At 44.0% G+C, this 20,031-nt stretch carries 15 protein-coding genes and 1 tRNA gene; 15 read left to right on the top strand and 1 reads right to left on the bottom strand.

Going from position 1 to position 20,031, the window contains the following annotated elements; all coding sequences use genetic code 11:
- The first annotated feature begins 36 nt into the window (after positions 1-36).
- From tilS to glgX, 13 genes are all read left to right on the top strand, one after another.
- On the top strand, positions 37-1,467 hold the full coding sequence (gene tilS, locus BO18_RS07480; RefSeq protein ID WP_051688564.1) for a tRNA lysidine(34) synthetase TilS: 1,431 nt from the start codon (positions 37-39) through the stop codon (positions 1,465-1,467).
- Positions 1,460-1,984 (top strand): hypoxanthine phosphoribosyltransferase, encoded by a 525-nt coding sequence (gene hpt, locus BO18_RS07475; protein ID WP_034445009.1) that lies wholly within the window; start codon positions 1,460-1,462, stop codon positions 1,982-1,984. Before tilS ends, hpt begins: the two co-directional genes overlap by 8 nt.
- A 39-nt stretch (positions 1,985-2,023) precedes the next feature.
- Positions 2,024-3,883, top strand: coding sequence for an ATP-dependent zinc metalloprotease FtsH (ftsH, locus tag BO18_RS07470; protein WP_034445006.1), 1,860 nt, complete (start codon positions 2,024-2,026; stop codon positions 3,881-3,883).
- A gap of 214 nt (positions 3,884-4,097) precedes the next feature.
- Positions 4,098-6,191: an alpha-glycosidase gene (locus BO18_RS07465; RefSeq protein ID WP_034445004.1), complete on the top strand. Its 2,094-nt coding sequence runs from the start codon at positions 4,098-4,100 to the stop codon at positions 6,189-6,191.
- 85 nt (positions 6,192-6,276) lie between these two features.
- A complete protein-coding gene (gene fba, locus BO18_RS07460) occupies positions 6,277-7,140 on the top strand; it encodes a class II fructose-1,6-bisphosphate aldolase (protein ID WP_034445002.1) in 864 nt (287 codons plus the stop codon).
- 82 nt (positions 7,141-7,222) lie between these two features.
- Positions 7,223-7,726, top strand: a complete 504-nt coding sequence (locus tag BO18_RS07455) for a GreA/GreB family elongation factor (RefSeq protein ID WP_034445000.1) — start codon at positions 7,223-7,225, stop codon at positions 7,724-7,726.
- A gap of 16 nt (positions 7,727-7,742) precedes the next feature.
- Entirely contained in the window at positions 7,743-8,255 is a 513-nt protein-coding gene (locus BO18_RS07450) for a flavin reductase (RefSeq protein ID WP_034444997.1), read from the top strand.
- Between the two features lie 31 nt (positions 8,256-8,286).
- On the top strand, positions 8,287-9,585 hold the full coding sequence (locus BO18_RS07445; RefSeq protein ID WP_034444995.1) for an ABC transporter substrate-binding protein: 1,299 nt from the start codon (positions 8,287-8,289) through the stop codon (positions 9,583-9,585).
- Between the two features lie 11 nt (positions 9,586-9,596).
- Positions 9,597-12,674 carry a hybrid sensor histidine kinase/response regulator gene (locus tag BO18_RS07440; RefSeq protein WP_051688563.1) on the top strand — a complete coding sequence of 1,026 codons (3,078 nt, stop codon included), beginning with the start codon at positions 9,597-9,599 and terminating at the stop codon, positions 12,672-12,674.
- Positions 12,675-12,725: 51 nt separating this feature from the next.
- Positions 12,726-13,922 (top strand): FprA family A-type flavoprotein, encoded by a 1,197-nt coding sequence (locus BO18_RS07435; protein WP_034444994.1) that lies wholly within the window; start codon positions 12,726-12,728, stop codon positions 13,920-13,922.
- 23 nt (positions 13,923-13,945) lie between these two features.
- Positions 13,946-15,595 carry a DUF5722 domain-containing protein gene (locus BO18_RS07430; protein ID WP_185752372.1) on the top strand — a complete coding sequence of 550 codons (1,650 nt, stop codon included), beginning with the start codon at positions 13,946-13,948 and terminating at the stop codon, positions 15,593-15,595.
- A gap of 119 nt (positions 15,596-15,714) precedes the next feature.
- Positions 15,715-16,905, top strand: coding sequence for an AAA family ATPase (locus BO18_RS07425; RefSeq protein ID WP_081860948.1), 1,191 nt, complete (start codon positions 15,715-15,717; stop codon positions 16,903-16,905).
- A 26-nt stretch (positions 16,906-16,931) separates the two neighbouring features.
- Positions 16,932-19,049 carry a glycogen debranching protein GlgX gene (gene glgX, locus BO18_RS07420; protein ID WP_034444989.1) on the top strand — a complete coding sequence of 706 codons (2,118 nt, stop codon included), beginning with the start codon at positions 16,932-16,934 and terminating at the stop codon, positions 19,047-19,049.
- A 36-nt stretch (positions 19,050-19,085) separates the two neighbouring features.
- Here the strand turns inward: glgX and BO18_RS07415 are convergent.
- Positions 19,086-19,159 (bottom strand) — tRNA-Pro (locus BO18_RS07415).
- Positions 19,160-19,261: 102 nt separating this feature from the next.
- On the opposite strand from BO18_RS07415, the gene BO18_RS07410 reads away from it, so the two are divergent.
- A complete protein-coding gene (locus BO18_RS07410; protein WP_034444986.1) occupies positions 19,262-19,735 on the top strand; it encodes an RNA polymerase sigma factor in 474 nt (157 codons plus the stop codon).
- A 77-nt stretch (positions 19,736-19,812) separates the two neighbouring features.
- Positions 19,813-20,001: a hypothetical protein gene (locus BO18_RS07405; RefSeq protein WP_034444984.1), complete on the top strand. Its 189-nt coding sequence runs from the start codon at positions 19,813-19,815 to the stop codon at positions 19,999-20,001.
- Positions 20,002-20,031 lie beyond the last annotated feature (30 nt).

The following is a 20,031-nucleotide window of genomic DNA, read 5'->3' as shown; positions in this document are numbered from 1 at the left end:
ATCATTACGTTGTTCGTATGGGGTCTGCGTTTTTATATGACAAAAAGAGCTATGGACGAGTTTACAGAAAAGGTATTGAATTTCATAAGAAAAAACAACATGCTCACCGGTACAGAAACTGTGGTGGTGGGCTTTTCTGGTGGCGCGGATTCCACAGCTTTATTAAATGTTTTGTGGGATATTAAAGATATCCTTGGCATAAAGGTTTATGCACTCCATGTAAACCACGGGATACGAAAAGAAGCATTTGAGGATGAGAGCTTTTGCCAAAGGTTCTGCGAAAGCCGCGGCATTGAATGCAAAATTGTCAGTGTAAATGTACCTGAAATGGCAAAAGAGCTTAAGCTCACTGAGGAAGAAGCCGGAAGAAAGGTACGGTATGAGGCCTTTAATGAGTATGCCAGGGACCTTGGAGCGCAGTATATCGCTGTAGCACACCATGAAAATGATGTGGCGGAGACACTTCTTTTGAACCTTCTTAGGGGCACAGGACTACATGGAGGCAGCAGTATAAGGCCGGTCAGGGACAATATAATCAGACCCCTTTTATGTGTGAGCCGAAGTGAGATTGAGGAGTACCTGGCAAAAAGAGATATCTCTTTTTGCACGGATAAGACAAACCTTGAAAATACCCACACGAGAAATATTATAAGGAACACCATAATCCCTGCGATGGAAAGGGACATAAATCCAAGGAGCGTGGAGCATATTGCAAGGGCAGCAGCGTCTTTTGAAAAGGCAGATGAATTTATCAGAGACTTCGCAAAAAAAGCATATGAACGGCTGGTAACGACTGATGGGAAAGAGCTTAGCTTTGACTGCGAAGAGCTTTTAAAGGAGCCTGAGGTCATCAGGCAGAACGTGATTCTTATGTGCTTTGAAAAGCTTGTGCCCGGAAGGAAGGATATTGCAGCCGTACATGTGGAGATGGTCCTGGGACTTTTGGAGAATCTGGCTGGAACAGCCAGCGCAGACCTGCCCTATGGACTTATTGCAATACGAAGTTATAACAAGTTATCGATAGGACCAAAGGAAAACGAGAACGGGGCCTTTGACGAAATACCCGTTGAGGTAGCACCAGGCAAGGAAACTCAGATAGAAATCCCTGGTTTCGGAATGGCCACAATTGCTGAGTTTCTCTATGATGGCAAGAAGGAACCACCCCGGGAAACGTATACGAAATGGTTCGATTATGATAGAATAGAAACAGTCGCTTTTCGTACAAGGAAACCCAAGGATGTGATCTTACTGGAGCAGGAAGACGGTCTTCACAGGAAGGAACTGAGAAAGTTCATGACTGATGAAAAGGTTCCGCAGGATCTTAGGGACAGGATGGTTCTTCTTGCTGATGGAGAGAAGATATTGTGGATTCCGGGATATCGGATGGGCGACAATGCTAAAGTCAGTAAAGATACTAAAAGAATATTAGCTATAAAAATCACTAATGGAGGAAATACTAATGGCTGAATCTGTACGCGAGTTATTATCAGAGGAAGAGGTTGATCAGAAGATCAAAGAACTGGGAGAGAGAATCAGTAAGGATTATGCTGGGAAGACCGTTCATCTGGTTTGCGTTTTAAAGGGCGGTGTGTTCTTCATGTGTGAGCTTGCAAAGCGCATCACAGTACCCGTAACCATGGATTTTATGTCTGCTTCAAGCTATGGAAGTTCAACAAAGTCCAGTGGTGTAGTAAAGATTGTTAAGGATCTGGATGAGCCTCTTAAGGACAGACACGTTATCATTGTAGAGGATATCGTGGATTCCGGAAGGACTCTGTCATATCTTATCAAGATGCTTGGAGACAGAGGACCAGCTGACATCAAGCTGTGCACTCTCCTTGATAAGCCTGAGAGAAGAGTTACAGATGTAAAGGTTGATTACACAGGATTTGAGATCCCTGATGAGTTCGTTGTGGGATATGGACTTGATTATGATCAGAGATATCGTAACCTTCCTTACATTGGAGTAGTAGAGTTTAACTGATTGTGTGAAGAGTTTTGTTAAAGGGGGATAAGAGCGAAGTTGAATCGTTCAAAGAGTTTTAATTCCATTTTTGTGTTTGTAATAATCCTTCTTGTGGCTGTAGTGCTGCTGGAGTATGGAAGAGGACTGGTTAATACCAACGCCACAACCTATTCAAGAAACTCCCTTGAGAGCGACGTTACAGCCCAGAGGGTAAGGTTTGTTACTATCACGCCTAATGCTGAGACGCCCACCGGATCGGTGAGGGTCAGCTTTAATGACGGCAGCGATGACGTAGTCTTTTATTCAACAGATGTGTCGTTGATCGAGACTTACCTTTCTACCAACGGCATAAATGTTGAGGTCAAGGATGTTCCTTCAGACAATATCCTTATTACCGGAATAATCCCCATTATCGTGGGGCTTATTGTCATGGTCTTTATGTTTACGCTGTTCACCAATGCCCAGAACGCCGGAGGCGGTAACAACCGGATGATGAATTTCGGAAAGAGCCGCGCCAGAATGACCAACGGAGAGGAAAATACAATTACTCTCAATGAGGTGGCAGGCCTTAAGGAGGAAAAGGACCAGCTCTATGAGATCATTCAGTTCCTTAAAGACCCTGATAAGTTCACCAAGGTTGGAGCAAGGATCCCCAAAGGTGTTCTTTTGGAAGGCGCTCCCGGTACAGGTAAGACTCTTTTGGCAAGGGCAGTTGCAGGAGAAGCAGGAGTTCCCTTCTTTAGTATTTCCGGTTCTGACTTTGTTGAGATGTTTGTCGGCGTAGGTGCTTCCAGAGTAAGAGACCTGTTTGCTGATGCTAAGAAGAATTCACCTTGTATTGTATTTATAGATGAGATTGATGCTGTAGCAAGAAGACGTGGAACCGGAATGGGCGGCGGACACGATGAGAGGGAGCAGACCCTGAATCAGCTCCTTGTTGAGATGGATGGCTTTGGAGTAAACGAAGGCATCATTGTAATGGCTGCCACAAACCGTGTGGACATTCTTGATCCGGCTATTTTAAGACCCGGACGATTTGACAGAAAGATCACTGTTCAGAGACCTGATGTTGGAGGAAGAGAGGATATCCTCAGAATCCATGCAAGGAACAAGCCTCTTTCAGATGATGTGGACATCAAGCAGGTGGCACAGACCACAGCAGGCTTTACCGGAGCAGACCTTGAGAACCTCCTCAACGAATCTGCCATTAATGCAGCAGTTGATGACAGACAGGTTATCAGACAGGCTGATATCAACAAGGCCTTTATTCAGGTGGGAATTGGTACCGAGAAGAGAAGCAGGATCATATCAGAAAAGGACAAGAAGATCACTGCTTATCACGAAGCCGGACATGCGATCCTTATGCATGTACTTCCGGATGCAGGTCCTGTACACACCATTTCAATAATACCTACCGGTCTTGGAGCAGCAGGCTATACAATGCCTTTGCCTGAGAAGGACGAAATGTTCCTTACTAAGGGCAAGATGCTTCAGGATATTATGGTTTCACTTGGCGGAAGGATTGCTGAGGAGATAATCTTTGGAGATATCACCACTGGCGCCTCCAGCGATATCAGAAAAGCTACCCAGGAAGCCAGAAGTATGGTTACCAAGTATGGAATGTCAGATAATATAGGCGTTGTGAGCTACGATGACAACGAGGAAGATGTATTTATCGGATATGACATCTCACATTCCAAGAAGCATTCAGAGCTTGTGGCAGGCGAGATCGATAAGGAAGTAAAGAGCATTATCGACAGATGCTATCAGAAGGCAAAAGAGGTAATCCTCCAGTATGAGGATGTTCTTCATAAGAGCGCAGCGCTTTTAGTGGAGAAGGAAAAGATCGGAAGAGAGGAATTTGAAGCTCTTTTTGAGGATCAGCCCTCTGCCGAAGACCTGAATGTGGAAATATAATTGTGCAATATTCACAAAAACTATCAGCTGTTTTTGACAAATTTGTGAAGTATTAGTCTTTACGCGGGTATAGGCGGGTGCTAGTATAATAAGCGTAACCCCCCAATACATTATATAGTTTTTTGCTATACCCCATAAGAAAGAAATACCTTCTCTAAAAAGACAGCTTACCCGCTGTCTTTTTTGCTATACTCAGATATTTAAAGGAAACGATATGAATTACGATGCTTTATTTCACGATATGACCTTGGACTACCTAAGGCCTGCCGAGCCGGATGTTGGGCGTATTACTGATTTCAGATTCAGATGTGCCCAGTCAGAAGCAAGCCAGGTTCTTTTGGTGTGGGGACAGGAACATCGGAAAATGAAGCTTTCCGAGACAGACAATGGATTTGATTATTTCGATATTTCAGTAAATATTGGTAAGGATCCCTTCAGATACTACTTTGAGATAACAGGCAAGGATGGCAGCTTTATCCGCTATGACAAGCGAGGACCGGTTCACGACATTTTTGAGAGCATGAAGTTTGAGGTAATACCTGGCTTTTCAACTCCCGCCTGGGCAAAGGGTGCAGTAATGTACCAGATTTTTGTAGACAGATTCTGCAATGGGGATGAATCCAACGATGTAATGAACGGGGAGTATTCTTACAACGGCCTATCTGCAAAAAAGGTAGATGACTGGAACCAGTATCCGGACCCAAAGACCGACTTTTGTGAGTTCTATGGTGGTGATCTTGCCGGAGTTATCAGTAAGCTTGATTACCTTCAGGACCTGGGAATAGATGTCATTTATTTTAATCCTCTTTTTGTATCTCCATCTTCACATAAATATGATATTCAGGATTATGACCATATAGATCCTCATTTCGGAAAGATTATTGAGGATGACGGTGATATACTTCCTCAATTTGAAAAGAGCAACAAGAAGGCTTCCAGGTATATCTCCAGGGTGACCTCAAAAAGGAACCTTGAGGCCAGCGACGAACTCTTTGCCAAGCTGGTGGAAGAGGCCCATAAAAGGGATATCAAGGTAATCCTGGACGGAGTATTTAACCACTGCGGATCCTTTAATAAGTGGCTGGACAGAGAGAGAATATACGAGGATGCCAGGGGATATGAGAAGGGCGCCTATATTTCCGGAGAAAGCCCCTATAGAAACTACTTCTCTTTTTCCAGAGATCAGTGGCCCTATAACGGAAACTATGATGGATGGTGGGGCTACGACACACTTCCAAAGCTTAATTACGAGGGCTCAAAAGAGCTTGAAGATTATATAATCGGTATCGGAAAGAAATGGGTATCTGAGCCCTACAACGCAGATGGCTGGAGACTTGATGTGGCAGCAGATCTGGGACACTCTGCGGAGTATAATCACCGTTTCTGGAAGAGATTCAGACAGGAAGTCAAAAAAGCTAACCCTCAGGCGATAATCCTGGCGGAGCATTATGGTCCTGCCAGAGAATGGCTTAAGGGAGGCGAATGGGACACTGTCATGAACTATGACGCCTTCATGGAGCCACTTACCTGGTTCCTTACAGGTATGGATAAGCACAGTGACGAGTTTAAGCCAATCCGTGTGGGAAATGCCAGGGAGTTTTTTGACACGATGCTCTATCAGGCAGGAGAGAACTTTTCCATGCCATCTCTCTACACCTCAATGAACGAGCTGTCAAACCATGATCACTCCAGGTTTTTAACAAGGACCAGCCAGAAGGTTGGAAGATGTGACACCCTTATGTCAGCGTCAGCAGATACCGGAATTAAGAAGTATCAGATGAGACAGGCTGTTATAGTGCAGTTTACATGGCCGGGAGCGCCAACTATCTATTACGGCGATGAGGCGGGAGTTTGCGGATTTACCGATCCTGACAACAGGAGAACCTACCCATGGGGCCATGAGGACAAGGAGATGATCCGTTTCCACAAGGAGATGATCAGGATCCACAAGGCCTGCCCTGAGCTGAAGACCGGTTCAATAAGGGAACTTTACGCAGAGAATAACATAATCATATACGGAAGATTCAACAGAACTGCTGCAATAATAGTAGCTATAAACAACAATAGTTTTGAGGTTACAAGGGACATACAGGTATGGCCACTGGGTATTCCAAGGAATGCAAAGTTCAAGCAGCTTCTGGTTTCAGATGGAACCGGATTTGATACTGCACCAACCACAAAAACTGCTAAGGACGGCGTTATGTGCCTGACAATGTCAAGGAACACAGGTTATGTTCTCAGATACAACAGTTTCGAGGCAGTAAGTGACGAGGAATTCTGGTCAGACAACTTCTTCAAATTCGACTAAATATGAGGTTCTTGCTTTATTTTTCAAAGCAACGAGTATATAATATCTTTAACTATCAAATCTACGAACAAAGGGGAGAAACAAAATGTTAGTATCCGCAAAAGACATGCTTGTAAAAGCAAAAGAAGGCCACTATGCAGTTGGCCAGTTCAACATCAACAACCTTGAGTGGACAAAGTCAGTTCTTTTAACAGCTGAAGAGCTTAAGTCTCCTGTAATCCTCGGTGTATCTGAGGGTGCCGGCAAGTACATGACAGGCTTCACAACTGTTGCAGCAATGGTTAAGGCTATGGACGAGAGCCTTGGAATCACTGTTCCTGTAGCTCTTCACCTTGATCATGGTACATACGAAGGATGCTACAAGTGCATCAAGGCTGGTTTCACATCAATCATGTTCGATGGTTCACACTATGACATCGAAGAGAACGTTGCAAAGACATCAGAGCTTGTAAATGTTTCTCATCAGCTTGGCCTTTCAATCGAGGCTGAGGTTGGTTCAATCGGTGGCGAAGAGGACGGCGTTGTTGGTATGGGTGAGTGCGCTGATCCTGATGAGTGCAAGAGAATCGCTGATCTTGGTGTAGATATGCTTGCAGCAGGTATCGGTAACATCCATGGTAAGTATCCAGAGGGATGGCCAGGACTCAGATTCGACGTTCTTGATGCTATCCAGCAGAAGACAGGCATTATGCCACTTGTTCTTCACGGCGGCACAGGAATTCCTGCAGACATGATCAAGAAAGCTATCAATCTTGGCGTTTCAAAGATCAATGTTAATACAGAGTGCCAGCTTTCATTTGCTGATGCTACACGTAAGTACGTTGAGGCAGGCAAGGATCTTGAAGGCAAGGGATTTGATCCTCGTAAGCTTCTTGCTCCTGGTGCTGAGGCTATCAAGGCTACAGTTAAGGAGAAGATGGAACTCTTCGGATCAGTTGGCAAGGCTTGATACGGAAAATAAAGAATTTCTTTGGAAGGGTAGAGCCACCGGCTTTACCCTTCTTTTTTACTACTAACATCAGGGGGACAATATGAATAACGAGCTTACCAGAAAAGACATTGAAGACATGGAGGCAGAAATCGAACACCGCAAAGTGGTTGTGAGAAAAGAGCTTTTGGAGCATGTAAAAGAGGCAAGAGCTCATGGGGATCTGTCTGAGAACTTCGAGTACTACGCAGCTAAAAAAGCGAAGAACCAGAATGAGAGCAGGATCAGATTCCTTGAGAGGATGGTAAAGACTGCCAGAGTCATTGATGACGAGTCCAAGGAGGACGAGGTTGGAGTCAATAAGACGGTAACCTTAAGGATGGAGGATGACGGCTCTGTAGAGACCTATAAGATCGTGACCACCATGAGAAAGAATTCTCTAAAAGGTCTTATAAGCATAGAATCACCACTTGGCAAACAATTGCTTGGACATAGGGTGGGTGAACGTGTTACTATTACAGTAAGTAATGAAATTTCGTATGATGTTACCATAACGAATATTGAGAACACCGGTTTGACAGAAGAGGATAAGATAAGAGACTTCTAACAGATGGAGGATACCTATGCCTATTCATGTATTTCAGCCCGTTAACCCAGAAGAAGTGGATGAAGGACCATTTACCTTTGATGGCGGAAAGATGCTGGTGACAGCTGCCAATGGAGATAAGGTCAATTCTACTGCCTGCTCCTGGGGCTGTGTTGGTTATCTATGGGGTAAGAGAGTTGTCATTGTTTATGTGCGTTCCAGCAGATATACAAAGGAATTTCTTGATGCTTCCGGAGAGTTCTCCATAAGTTTTCTTAACAAGAATGACTACAGGGGAGCATTAAAGTACATGGAGGCTGTTTCCGGCCGCGATGAGGACAAGATTGCAGGGGCAAGGCTTAACGTAAATTATTACGAGGGTATCCCTTTTATTGATGAGGCAGATAATGTCATCACCTGCAGGGTACTCTATAAACAGCTGTATGAAAAAGAGGGTTTTATAGACGATTCCATAGTGGATGAGGTCTATAAAGATGGTGATTATCACTATATGTATATTGGGGAGATAACAAAGATACTGGTAAGATAAGCGGACTTTCGATTTTCTTATGAGGGAACAGATGAAAGGCGTTAAGCTAAGGAAGATCTTTGTAAGTATCATTTCCACAATAACAATCATGACAGGTGCGCTTTTGGGTTCATGGTCCGGTAAAGCGAACTTGTCTTTTGCTGCGGTAAATACCGAAAATAGAGACAATATTATTCGTATAGGCTCCTGGTACACCCAGGAGGATCTGAAATATCTAAAGGCCTATCTGGTCAAAACATTTCCTGATTACAAATTTGAATTTGAATATATTGCAAAGAGTAACTATGAGCCCATTATGGACTCAAAGCTTTCCTATAAAGGGGCTCCTGACATAATCTATGTGGACCAGGAGATGGCAGAAAAGCATGCAAGGACAGGTTATATCCTTAATCTGACAGATATGTGCGGTGATTTTACAGATGAAGGAAGGTTGGCCTTTGAGTATGGAAATGCAGTATATGCTGTGCCAAACACTTCCCAGTTTGTGTGTATTTATTACAATAAGGACCTTCTTGAGAAAGCAAAGGCGCCCATACCGGTTTCTTTTGAGAGTTTTTTGGCAAGTTGTGATTACCTTAGGCTTGTTGCCGGAGTTCAGCCTGTAATAGCAAGCCTTGAGGATCCTTATGATGTGGCTGACAGTGCCCTGGGCGTTCTTTCTGCCAATTACTTCTCTACCGACAGAGGAAGCGGCTTTGGAGGTAGGCTCCAGTATGGAAGGACAACCTTCCAGGAAGAGCTGCACCCTTATATGGGTGACTGGGAAGAACTACTTACCCATATGATACTTACCAAGAAAATGTATGTCATCGATAACAGGACTGCGGTGGAGAAGTTCGTGGGAGAACAGGCTGCCATGATAGTAGGAGGTCCGGATATCTATAAGGCTGTCATTGAAGCCAACCCTGATATGAATATTGGTACACTACCTTTCTATGGCACAAACGGAGCAAGAAAAGCTATCATAGGTGGCTGTGATGTGGGTATAGCAATAAACGCAAACTCCATGAACCCTGAAAGGGCAAAAGAGGTGGTTGAATCACTTACTACTTACGAGGGTCAGATGGCTCTTTGGAAGGACAGGCCCGGAAGTCAAACCTATCTAAAGGATACTTCATTCAAAAACGGAGATGAATTCAGAGGCATAGAGAGCTGCTACAGAGACGGACTGGTATTTACGCCCTGGATGGACTGGAGTTTTGAACTGAATAAGCAGGTTCACTATAAACTTGGCAGAGAGCTTCAAAAGGTGCTCCTTAACAGGGAAACCATGGAAGACGCATTTGATAACGTTGATGCACTGGTAAAAGACATACTTCAAAACGGATGAGGCAAGAAAATATGAGTAGAATTGGCCGATTTAGCTATGCAGACAGCATAAAGAAAACCCTTATCAGGACTATTACAGCTCTAATTGTTATCCCTATCCTGATTTTGGGTACCTATTCCTATCTGGTTGCAAGAACTAATCTTATTAAGCAGACCAAGATTGCCATGGAAGGTAATGTTGATGTTATTTCCCATGGAATAGAAAGTAATGTCAAAAAAGAAAATGACGTTGTAAAGTTCTTTTCCTATGAAGATTCCTTCAGAAAGGCCCTTGAAAGAGGACTGGTAGATCCTTATACACTGACGGAAGAGCTGAACGACACAATTGAGCCTTTGATCTGGTACTACCTAAGTAGTGATACCAATATTGAATCTATCGCTATTTATACCCATCTCATTGAAGAAAAACACATGGGAGATTTCCTTTTGCAACCTGAAACAGACAAGGAAAAGGAATGGTATGAGCTCTCCAATGAGGAATATGCTGCTACCTGGGTCACAGATGGTGAGGGCGGCGTTTATCTGATCAAAGCCCTGGTGGATTCTGCAACCTCTTCAAAGCGAATCGGAATGATAGCTCTAAAAGTAGATGAAAGAACCTTCTTTTCCATTGTCCAGCAGTCAAATTATCTTGAGAACGGTCTAATTATCCTTGATAGCGAGGGAAACGAGATCAACCATAGAGAAATTGAGGATTCCGACCTGGATAACAGGATAGTTGAGCATATCCAAGGCGGAGACATAAAATCCTTTGTTACTACAAATGATTACTTCCTCTGCCCCTCGGAGCATACAAGCAACGGATGGACGCTTTATTACTATATTGACAGACGTGAGATTACTGCAGATGTTTTCAAAATATTGGCATCTGTCCTTGTGATTGCAATAGCTCTTTTCCTGGTGGCCCTGTTCATAGGAACAGCATTTGCCAATAATCTTAGCGGACGTGTAAATAAGCTGACAGCAGTGGCCGGAGAGATCACCAGAGGTAATTTCTACGTAGAGGATGTTGACCTTCACTCTGATGAGATCGGTCAGCTGGCCACCTCCATGAAGGAGATGGCAGATACGCTCCTTAAGATGGTGCTTGAGATCGACAGGATGAACCAGGAGCAGCTAAAGCTCAAGGACAATGACATCCATTACAGAGAGTGGCTCTTCGATTTTGTGGTTGAAAACAATAACGATATTCTTGCTGTGGTAAATGAGGGCAGCTTTGAGCCAAGCTTTATTACCGCCAATGCAGAGGCGGTTCTTGGAATACCTCTTGATGAGCTAAAAGCTGATATAAGGAATGTGGTCAAGGCTCAGCGTGAGGGTGAAGACAGAAGGCTTAATGACGTGATCACAGAAGCCATGGAGACTGGCGAAGAGGTGGTACTTGAAGAGATCCGGTTCGCCAATGTGAAGACCAATGAGCATCTGTATTATCGTGGAATCATAGTATGTACTATAGATGATGGCGGTAAGAGACTTGCTGTGGCTCTCTATGACAGAACTCAGGAGATCAGAAGGAATCATACTCTTCAGGAAGCGCTTAATGCTGCGGAGACAGCCAACAAAGCTAAGACGAGCTTTTTGGCAAATATGTCCCATGACTTCCGTACTCCTATGAATGCCATCACCGGCTTCAATCTGCTTATTGAGAAGCATGCAGATGAGCCTGATAAGGTAAAAGAGTATACTCATAAAATATCACTTGCATCCCATAATCTTCTGGCTCTGCTCAACGATGTTCTTGATATGAGTAAGATCGAGAGTGGAAAGACCACGCTGGATATCCAGGAAATGCCTTTGGGTCTGGTGCTTGAAGAGATCAATTCGGTTATCAGCTTCCAGGCTAAAGCAAAGAACCAGGAATATATCATGAAGGCTGAAAACATTCAGCATGATGTATTTATGGGAGACAAGCAAAGGATCAATGAGATCCTGATGAATATTCTTGGAAATGCCATTAAATATACTCCTGAAGGAGGAAAGATTGAGTTTACTATCGAGGAGTCTTCCTCATCCTCAGAGGGCTTCCAGAATTTGAAGTTTACAATTGCCGACAATGGTATCGGTATGAAGCCTGAGTACAAGGACAAGATCTTTGATGCATTCTCGAGAGAGGAGAAGGGCGCCACAAAGACTATCCAGGGAACAGGACTTGGCATGGCCATTACAAAGAGTCTTGTTGAGCTCATGGGCGGAACTATAAGGGTTGAGTCTGAAGAAGGAAAGGGAAGTACCTTTGTTGTTAACCTTCGTCTTAAGGCTGTGGATCTGGAGGAGGTTGATTTCTGGACCGCCCATGGAATCAGATCGCTTCTTGTGGTAAACGATGAAGAGAAGGTATTTGAGGCTCACAGGAACAACTTTGCCAATGAAGATCTGGATGTGACAGCAGCTTACTCTGGATTTGAGGCGATTAAGTTCATTGATGAGCTGGCAGAAGAAAACAAGCATTTTGACATGATGATCATAGATGATAATATCAAGGATATGACTCAGGCCGAGCTTATAAAGAATATCAGAGCCAAGAGTAAGAGCAGTAACAGCCTTATCATTGCTGTGACATCCCTTTATGATCAGGTTCAGGATGAGATCATGGCAGCAGGAGCAAATGAGCTTTTGCAAAAGCCTGTATTCCCGTACATCCTGAAGCAGACTATAAAAGAGCTTACTAATGTAGTAGAAGAAAAAGAAGAGGAGGTTAAGAATCCTCTTGAGGGCATGAAGTTCCTTGCTGCCGAGGACAATGATATCAATGCAGACATCCTCACAGAGCTTATGGATATGTACGGAGCTACTGTTACCCGTGGCGTCAACGGACAGGAAGTGGTTGAGATGTTCAAGGCTGCCAACGAAGGTGATTACGATATGATCCTTATGGATATCCAGATGCCTGTCATGAACGGATATGAGGCAGCAGCTGCCATCAGGGCGCTAGACAGCGAATGGGCTCACAGGATACCTATCATAGCGATGACAGCCAATGCTTATGCAGATGATGTTCAGCAGGCCTTTGATGCAGGAATGAACGCCCATGTTACCAAGCCTATTGATATCAGAGTTGTGGAAAAGACTATTTTGGAATTTAAGAATTAACGTGATAAAATAAATATACGCGCAAATAACAGTATCGGGAAGGAGATATTCATGAAGGGACTTAAAAAGATTACTGACGGAATTTTCTGGATTGGCGGTAGTGACCGCAGACTTGAGAGATTTGAGAATATTTTTCCTATACCCGAAGGGGTGTCTTACAACAGCTATTTCGTTGATGATGAAAAGACAGCTGTCTTTGATACTGCTGATGTAACTGTTGCAGATCAGTATATTGAGAATCTTAAGGAAGCTTTGGGCGGAAGGAATCTGGATTATCTTATAGTGCTCCACATGGAGCCCGACCACTGCTCATGTATAGACAAGGTTATAGCTCTTTTCCCTGAGGTTACAGTGGTTGGAGGAAAGCAGACCTTCGTATTTATGGAACAGTTCTTCCCGGAGGCTAAGGACTATAATCGTCTTGAGGTCAAGGAAGGGGATACTCTTTCAACAGGAGCGCATACCTTCAGCTTCATTGCAGCGCCAATGGTTCACTGGCCGGAAGTTTTGTTTGCGCATGATGAGGCATCAAAAGCTCTTTTAACTGCTGACGCATTTGGTACATTTGGGGCTCTTGATGGTGGAATATTTGCAGATGAGTATGATTTTAAAAAGGATTTCCTTGATTCTGCAAGAAGGTACTATGCAAACATTGTCGGAAAGTACGGTCCTCAGGTCCAGGCAGTGCTTAAGAAGGCGCAAGGACTGGATGTTCAGATGATACTTCCACTTCACGGACCGGTATGGAGACAGAATCTGGACGAAATTTTAGAGAAATATCAGAAATGGTCCACCTATGAATCTGAAGAAAATGGTGTTATAGTAATATACGGTAGCCTTTATGGTCACACGGCAAGTGCTGCAGAGGCAGTTGCTTCTTCCCTTAGAGAAAAAGGGGAAAAGGGCGTGAAGGTCTACGATGTATCCGGAACCGACGTATCATACCTTATCGGCGAGGTTTGGCGCTGCAGACGAATTGTTCTCATGTGCCCGACCTATAACAACGGAATTTACACTCCTATGGAGAACTTCCTTAGCGACATGGCGGCTCTTGGAGTGAAGAACAGGGTATTTGCTCTGGCTCAGAACGGAACCTGGGCACCTGTTACCGGTAAGCTTATGAGCGAAAAGCTGTCACAGCTTCAAAATGTGACAATTCTGGAAAACATTTTGACTATCAAAAGTGCGCTTCATGCAAAGGATGCAGAAGCACTTAATAGCTTCACTGATGCTATCGTTAACGCGTAAGTGAAAGTATGTGGAGGTTTGTTGTGAGAAAAAAGTGTGTGATGAAAAGAGTTCTTGCCGGCATTATGGTTTTTGCAACTGTAGCACTGGCTGGTAAGACATCTGCTGTAGTGGGAACAAATGCTACTGTAGCAGAGGCAGCAGGAAGAATAGTGAAGATCAATTCCTGCGTTATTTCAGGTGGAAACGTGGTAGTGGATGTTTCTTCTTCTTCCCTTCCATCTTCCGATGACGGAAAATATTATCTTTATGCCGATGAGGTTTATCAGGATGGAACAGTTGGCGAAATAGTTGCTACTACTGACAGATCGCCAAATGCTTCTTTTACCTTCCCATTAAACCACTATCAGCAGGGATCAAACCTTGATAAGAAATTCCTTGTTGCAGTTAAGAGCGGCGGATCAATGGTTCAGGTCAGTGATGAGCACTACATTACAAACCCTGAGGCTATTGCCACAAAGACTGCAGGAAGAAATGACCATGGAATGAAGGGAATCCTTCCTAACAGCGCAGATGCTGCTACCTTCAGAGACCTCGGAGTTGCTCAGATGGTTTACAACCTTTACATGGGCGATATCGTTGGACCTGGAGATGGCTCAAATGTGATTCCTTTCTCATACAATGGAGTGGACTATCAGTTCAACGGAACTGCTCTTGCACAGTATGACGGATTTGTTCGCTGGTGCAGCTTAAACGGCTTCCAGCTTACCATGACAATCCTCAACAACAAGACAGAGGCAGGCGCTGACCTTATCCATCCTCTTTCAAGGGATGCACATGTATGTCCCGGATATGCCATGAACACAGATGAGGATGGCGGTACACAGCATCTTAAGGCTATCGCTGCTTTTCTTGCTCAGAGATACTCAGGCGGAACCTACGGAACAGTTGATAACTGGGTTGTAGGAAACGAAGTTAACGCAAGAACTGAGTGGTACTACTTGAATTCAACAAATATCGAGCTCAACGTTAGTGAGTACGTAAAGGCCTTCCGTATCTTCTACAACGAGATAAAGGCTGTTAATGCTAATGCAAGGGTTTACACCTCCTTCGATCAGGAGTGGAACAGAAAGTCTAACCCTGGATGCTTCCTTTCAAAAGAGTATCTGGACAGATTTAATTACTACATGAACCGTGAGGGTAACATTGACTGGTCACTTTCATTCCACCCATACAATGCACCTTTGTATGATCCTTATGCTTGGAAGCAGCAGTCACAGTATGTAAGCACAAAGCTTACGACTCCTTACATCACAATGGAGAACATTTATCTTCTGACTGATTACATGTGCCAGGCTTCATTCCTTGCACCAGGTGGAAAGGTAAGAGACATTTCTCTTTCAGAGATTGGATTTACATCAAGCTTTGGTGAGGATGCTCAGGCAGCATCAATCACATATGCTTACACAATGGCTGAGAACAATCCATACATCTCAAGCTTCATTCTCTTTAGAGAGACAGATGATGCCCACGAGATGGAGAGCCACATTGCACAGGGACTTAAGAACCTTGATGGAAGCAAGAAGATGGCCTATGACTTCTACAAGAACCTTGGAACAGCCAATGCAGCTACCTACAAGGCACAGGCATCTCAGATCATTGGACAGGATGTGGATGCTCTCGTTACAAACAGAACCTTCTTATCAAGAGGCGGATGGTTCTTGAACGACTGATAAAAGATACTATTGATACGGCGTATCCTGCTTGGGGATATGCCGTATTTTATTCTTTAGCTTTTTTGAAGTTAAAGTTATAATGAATTAAGTAATTATTATTTTGGATGGAGACAGGTATGGAAAGAAATAAGGAACTGGAGACACTCCAGAAGATCACTAACATGCAAAAGGACCTTCTGGGAAGCTTATATGGGGATTTTTTCTCGACAAATGATGCATCGAAGCCTTCTGATAAGCCACAGGTTTCAGAGCCCGAGAAAAGAGCTGATGAAGCAAATGAGACTTCACAAAAGGATGCAATGACAAGCGCCAACGAGGCTTTAGAGGAGGCAAAAGCTCTTTTCGCTAATGGAGGCGGAGCCCCGGCACCTAAGGAAGAGGAAAAACCTGCTGAGCCAGAGGAAGACCCAATGGAGACCCTTGAGAAGCTCATCGGTCTTACAACTATCAAAGAGGATGTAAAAGAGCTTACGGCTTTTGTTAAGGTACAGAAGGCAAGGCAGGAACAGGGGCTTAAGTCAGTGCCTGTATCTTTACACCTTGTGTTTACAGGAAATCCCGGAACAGGTAAGACAACCGTTGCCAGGATAATTGCTCAGATCTATAAGCAGATTGGAGTACTCTCAAAGGGACAGCTGGTGGAGGTTGACAGATCAGGACTGGTTGCAGGATATGTTGGCCAGACAGCTATTAAGACCCAGGAACAGATTGCTAAAGCAAAGGGTGGAGTGCTCTTTATCGATGAGGCATATGCACTGGCTCAGAAAGATGATGCTTTTGGTCAGGAAGCAATAGATACGATCCTCAAGGCTATGGAGGATAACAGGGATGACTTTGTTGTAATTGTTGCAGGATACACTGAGCCAATGAAGAAGTTCATTGACAGCAACCCGGGCTTAAAGTCAAGATTCAACAAGTACATTGAGTTCCCTGACTACAGTATCGATGAGCTTGAACAGATCTTTGACATGAACTGCAAGAAGTACGACTACAAGGTTCAGGAGGATGTGAAGCACCAGATCAGGGCTCTTATCACCTCCAAGAAGATCGAGAATATAGATAATTTCGCTAATGCAAGAGAGGTAAGAAACCTATTTGAGGAGATCATCACAAATCAGGCTAGAAGGATTGCATCTATCGAGAATCCTACTGAAGAAGATATGATGACGATCACTTTGGATGATCTGTTTGATGCAGTGGACAAGCCTAAGGAAGAAGAAAAGGCTAAAGATAAGGTTCAGAATGAGACAGAGACTCCATCACAGGATAGCGCCAAGGAGTCTGAAGAGGAAGGCAGCATCAACTGAATTCACTTGAAGAAGGGGATTACTGCATGAGGCTCATCGATACTTTTCCTACGGATAGAATTGGAGATTTTGAATACCGTATAGGAAGGATCTTTCCTTTCGGAGCCACATTAGATGGTGACGGCGGTGTCAATTTCAGCATTTACTCCAAGGAGGCAACAGGATGCACACTGGTGCTTTATCGGCATGGGCAGAAAAAGCCGCTGGTAGAGATTCCATTCCCGGAGAGCTTCCGTATAGGAAATGTTTACACCATGAGAGTCTATGGGATAAACATGGACACCATGGAGTATGGCTACAGATTCGATGGGCAATATGCACCTAAGGAGGGACTTTGGTTCGATAAAAACAGAGTTCTTCTTGATCCTTATGCCAAGTCCGTATCCGGAAGATCAGTTTGGGGGAAAAAGAAGAAAAAGGATGAGCAGGTACCCTTCAGGGGACAGATCATCCGTGAAGATTACACCTGGAATGGTGACAAACCTCTTGAAAGAGAGCTGCAGGATCTTGTCATCTATGAGATGCATGTACGCTCATTCACCCAGCATAAGAGCAGTGGAGTCAAGCACAGGGGAACCTATGCAGGTATGGTGGAAAAGATACCCTACCTTAAAGAGCTTGGAGTAAACTGCGTAGAGCTGATGCCTATTTTCGAGTTTGATGAGTTAGAAGGCTCCAGAAAATACAATGGCAAGGAGCTTGTTAATCTTTGGGGTTATTCTACAACCTGCTTTTTTGCTCCCAAGGCGGGATATGCTGCTTCCGCTCCCTTTGGTATGGAAGTGGATGAGCTTAAGAATCTTATAAAAAAGCTTCACAGCAACGGAATCGAGGTAATCCTCGACGTCGTGTTTAATCATACTGCAGAAGGCAACGAGAACGGACCTTCTATTTCCTACAGGGGAATTGATAACAGGACCTATTATCTTTTGACCCCTGAGTGGCATTATCTTAACTTCAGTGGCTGCGGAAACACCATGAACTGCAACAATCCTGTGGTAAGGAACATGGTAATTGACTGCCTCAGATACTGGGTGTCTGCTTATCATGTCGATGGCTTCAGGTTTGACCTGGCGGCTATTTTGTCCAGGGATGAAAATGGTGCACCAATGATACATCCTCCGCTTCTGGACAGCATTGCCCAGGATGCAGTGCTTGGAAAGAGCATCATTATAGCAGAGGCCTGGGATGCCGGGGGACTATATCAGGTCGGTAGCTTCCCTGGACATAAGAGATGGTCCGAGTGGAATGGAAGATATCGTGACTGCTTAAGGCGTTTTATCAAGGGTGGCGCTGAATGTGCGCCGGAATTATTCCAACGCATAAAAGGCTCTGAGGATCTTTACGGAGAAAGAGGAGCCTCAACCACAATTAACTTTGTTACCTGTCATGACGGATTTACCTTAAATGATCTTGTTTCCTATAACGAGAAGCACAACGAGTCTAACGGCGAGGACAATAACGATGGCTGTAATGATAACGACAGCTGGAACTGCGGAGTAGAGGGAGAAACAGATGATCCCGAAATCCTTTCCCTGCGACAGCGTCAGATGAAGAATATGCTTAATATTCTTTTGACCAGTCGCGGAGTTCCTATGCTCCTGTCCGGGGATGAGTTTGCCAACAGCCAAAGTGGCAACAACAATGCCTACTGTCAGGATAATGAGATCTCATGGCTTAACTGGGGAGATCTTTCAAAGAACAAGTGCCAGTATGACTATGTAAGAAGACTTATTGCCTTCAGAATGGCGCATCCGGTACTTAGGGCTACCGATTATAATTTCAGCCATAATGGAACCGGTTATCCGGAACTATCCTTCCATGGCCTTGGTGCATGGAACCTGGATCAGTATGCGCCCACACTTACCTTTGGCTACATGTACGCCGAGGACCATGAAAAGTACGGAACGAAGGAAGACTGCTTCATATATGTGGCAGTAAATGCCCACTGGGAGTGGCATAGCTTTGAGCTTCCCATTATTCCTGAGGGTATGAAGTGGGGAATAGCTTTTGAATCCTCCGGCATCTCTTTTGACGAAGGATCAGAGAACTTTGAAATAGACCAGAGCGTATTAAATCTTGGTCCTAGATCAAGTGCAATACTTGTGGGTAGAAATCCGGGTAGAAAAAAGACAAAAAAATAAGAGTCTGAATCTCTTCAAACCCTTATAAATAGGGAATCGGGGCGACGTGATTCGAACACGCGACCTCTGCGTCCCGAACGCAGCGCTCTACCAAGCTGAGCCACGCCCCGTGGCTGTTGTGCCGACTTACCTATTATATTTTAAAATATTATCTTTCGCAAGACCTAAGAAGCAGTATATAATTGACGTATATCAGTATTTCAGGAGGCAATATGCTGACGAAGGATGAGATTTATTTGCAGTATAGAGACAAGGTCTTTGGATATGTGAAGAACCATGTCAATTCCATAGAGGACGCTGAGGATATTACCAGCGATATTTTTGTGAAGATCTATTCCAAGCTGGACACCTATGATGAGAGCAAGGCAAGTATTTCCACCTGGATATATTCAATGACCAGCAATACTGTGATAGATTTTTACAGAACAAACCACATTCACTCGGAGATTCCGGAGGACCTGACAGATGACGGAAGCTCAGTTGAGGATGAGGTTTTAAACAGTGAGTCCCTAGAGCGGTTAGCAGAGGCGCTGGAGAAACTTCCGCAGGAGCTTGTGGATATTATTGTTTTAAGGTATTATAAGGGTCTGACACTTCAGGAAGTTGCCAAGAAGATGAATCTCTCCTATGGTGTTACGAAGCTGCGTCACAGAGAGGCTTTGGGAAAGCTTAAAGATTTGTTATGATTTTTTCTGCCATAATTCTTTCTGGCTCGTATAAATTTGCAGAAAGAAAATGATGTTAGTGTTTTATGGAGGTAACCATGGAGAAGATTTTGTCAAAGTTATTTGATTATCAGAAATATGAGAGTAATCCAAGGTTGGATAAACTGATCAAGGGTGTAGAGGAGAGATATCCTCAGGAGATACAGGCACTTTCAGATGATGAGCTTGGAAAACTTAATGCAGCAGGCAACACCAATATGCTGTTTGTTAAGAAGGAAGATAAGTAATTTCCGAAGGACAACATTAGGATAAAGTAA

Source organism: Butyrivibrio sp. AE2032, assembly GCF_000702965.1.
This window is presented reverse-complemented; position numbering and strand designations above follow the sequence as displayed.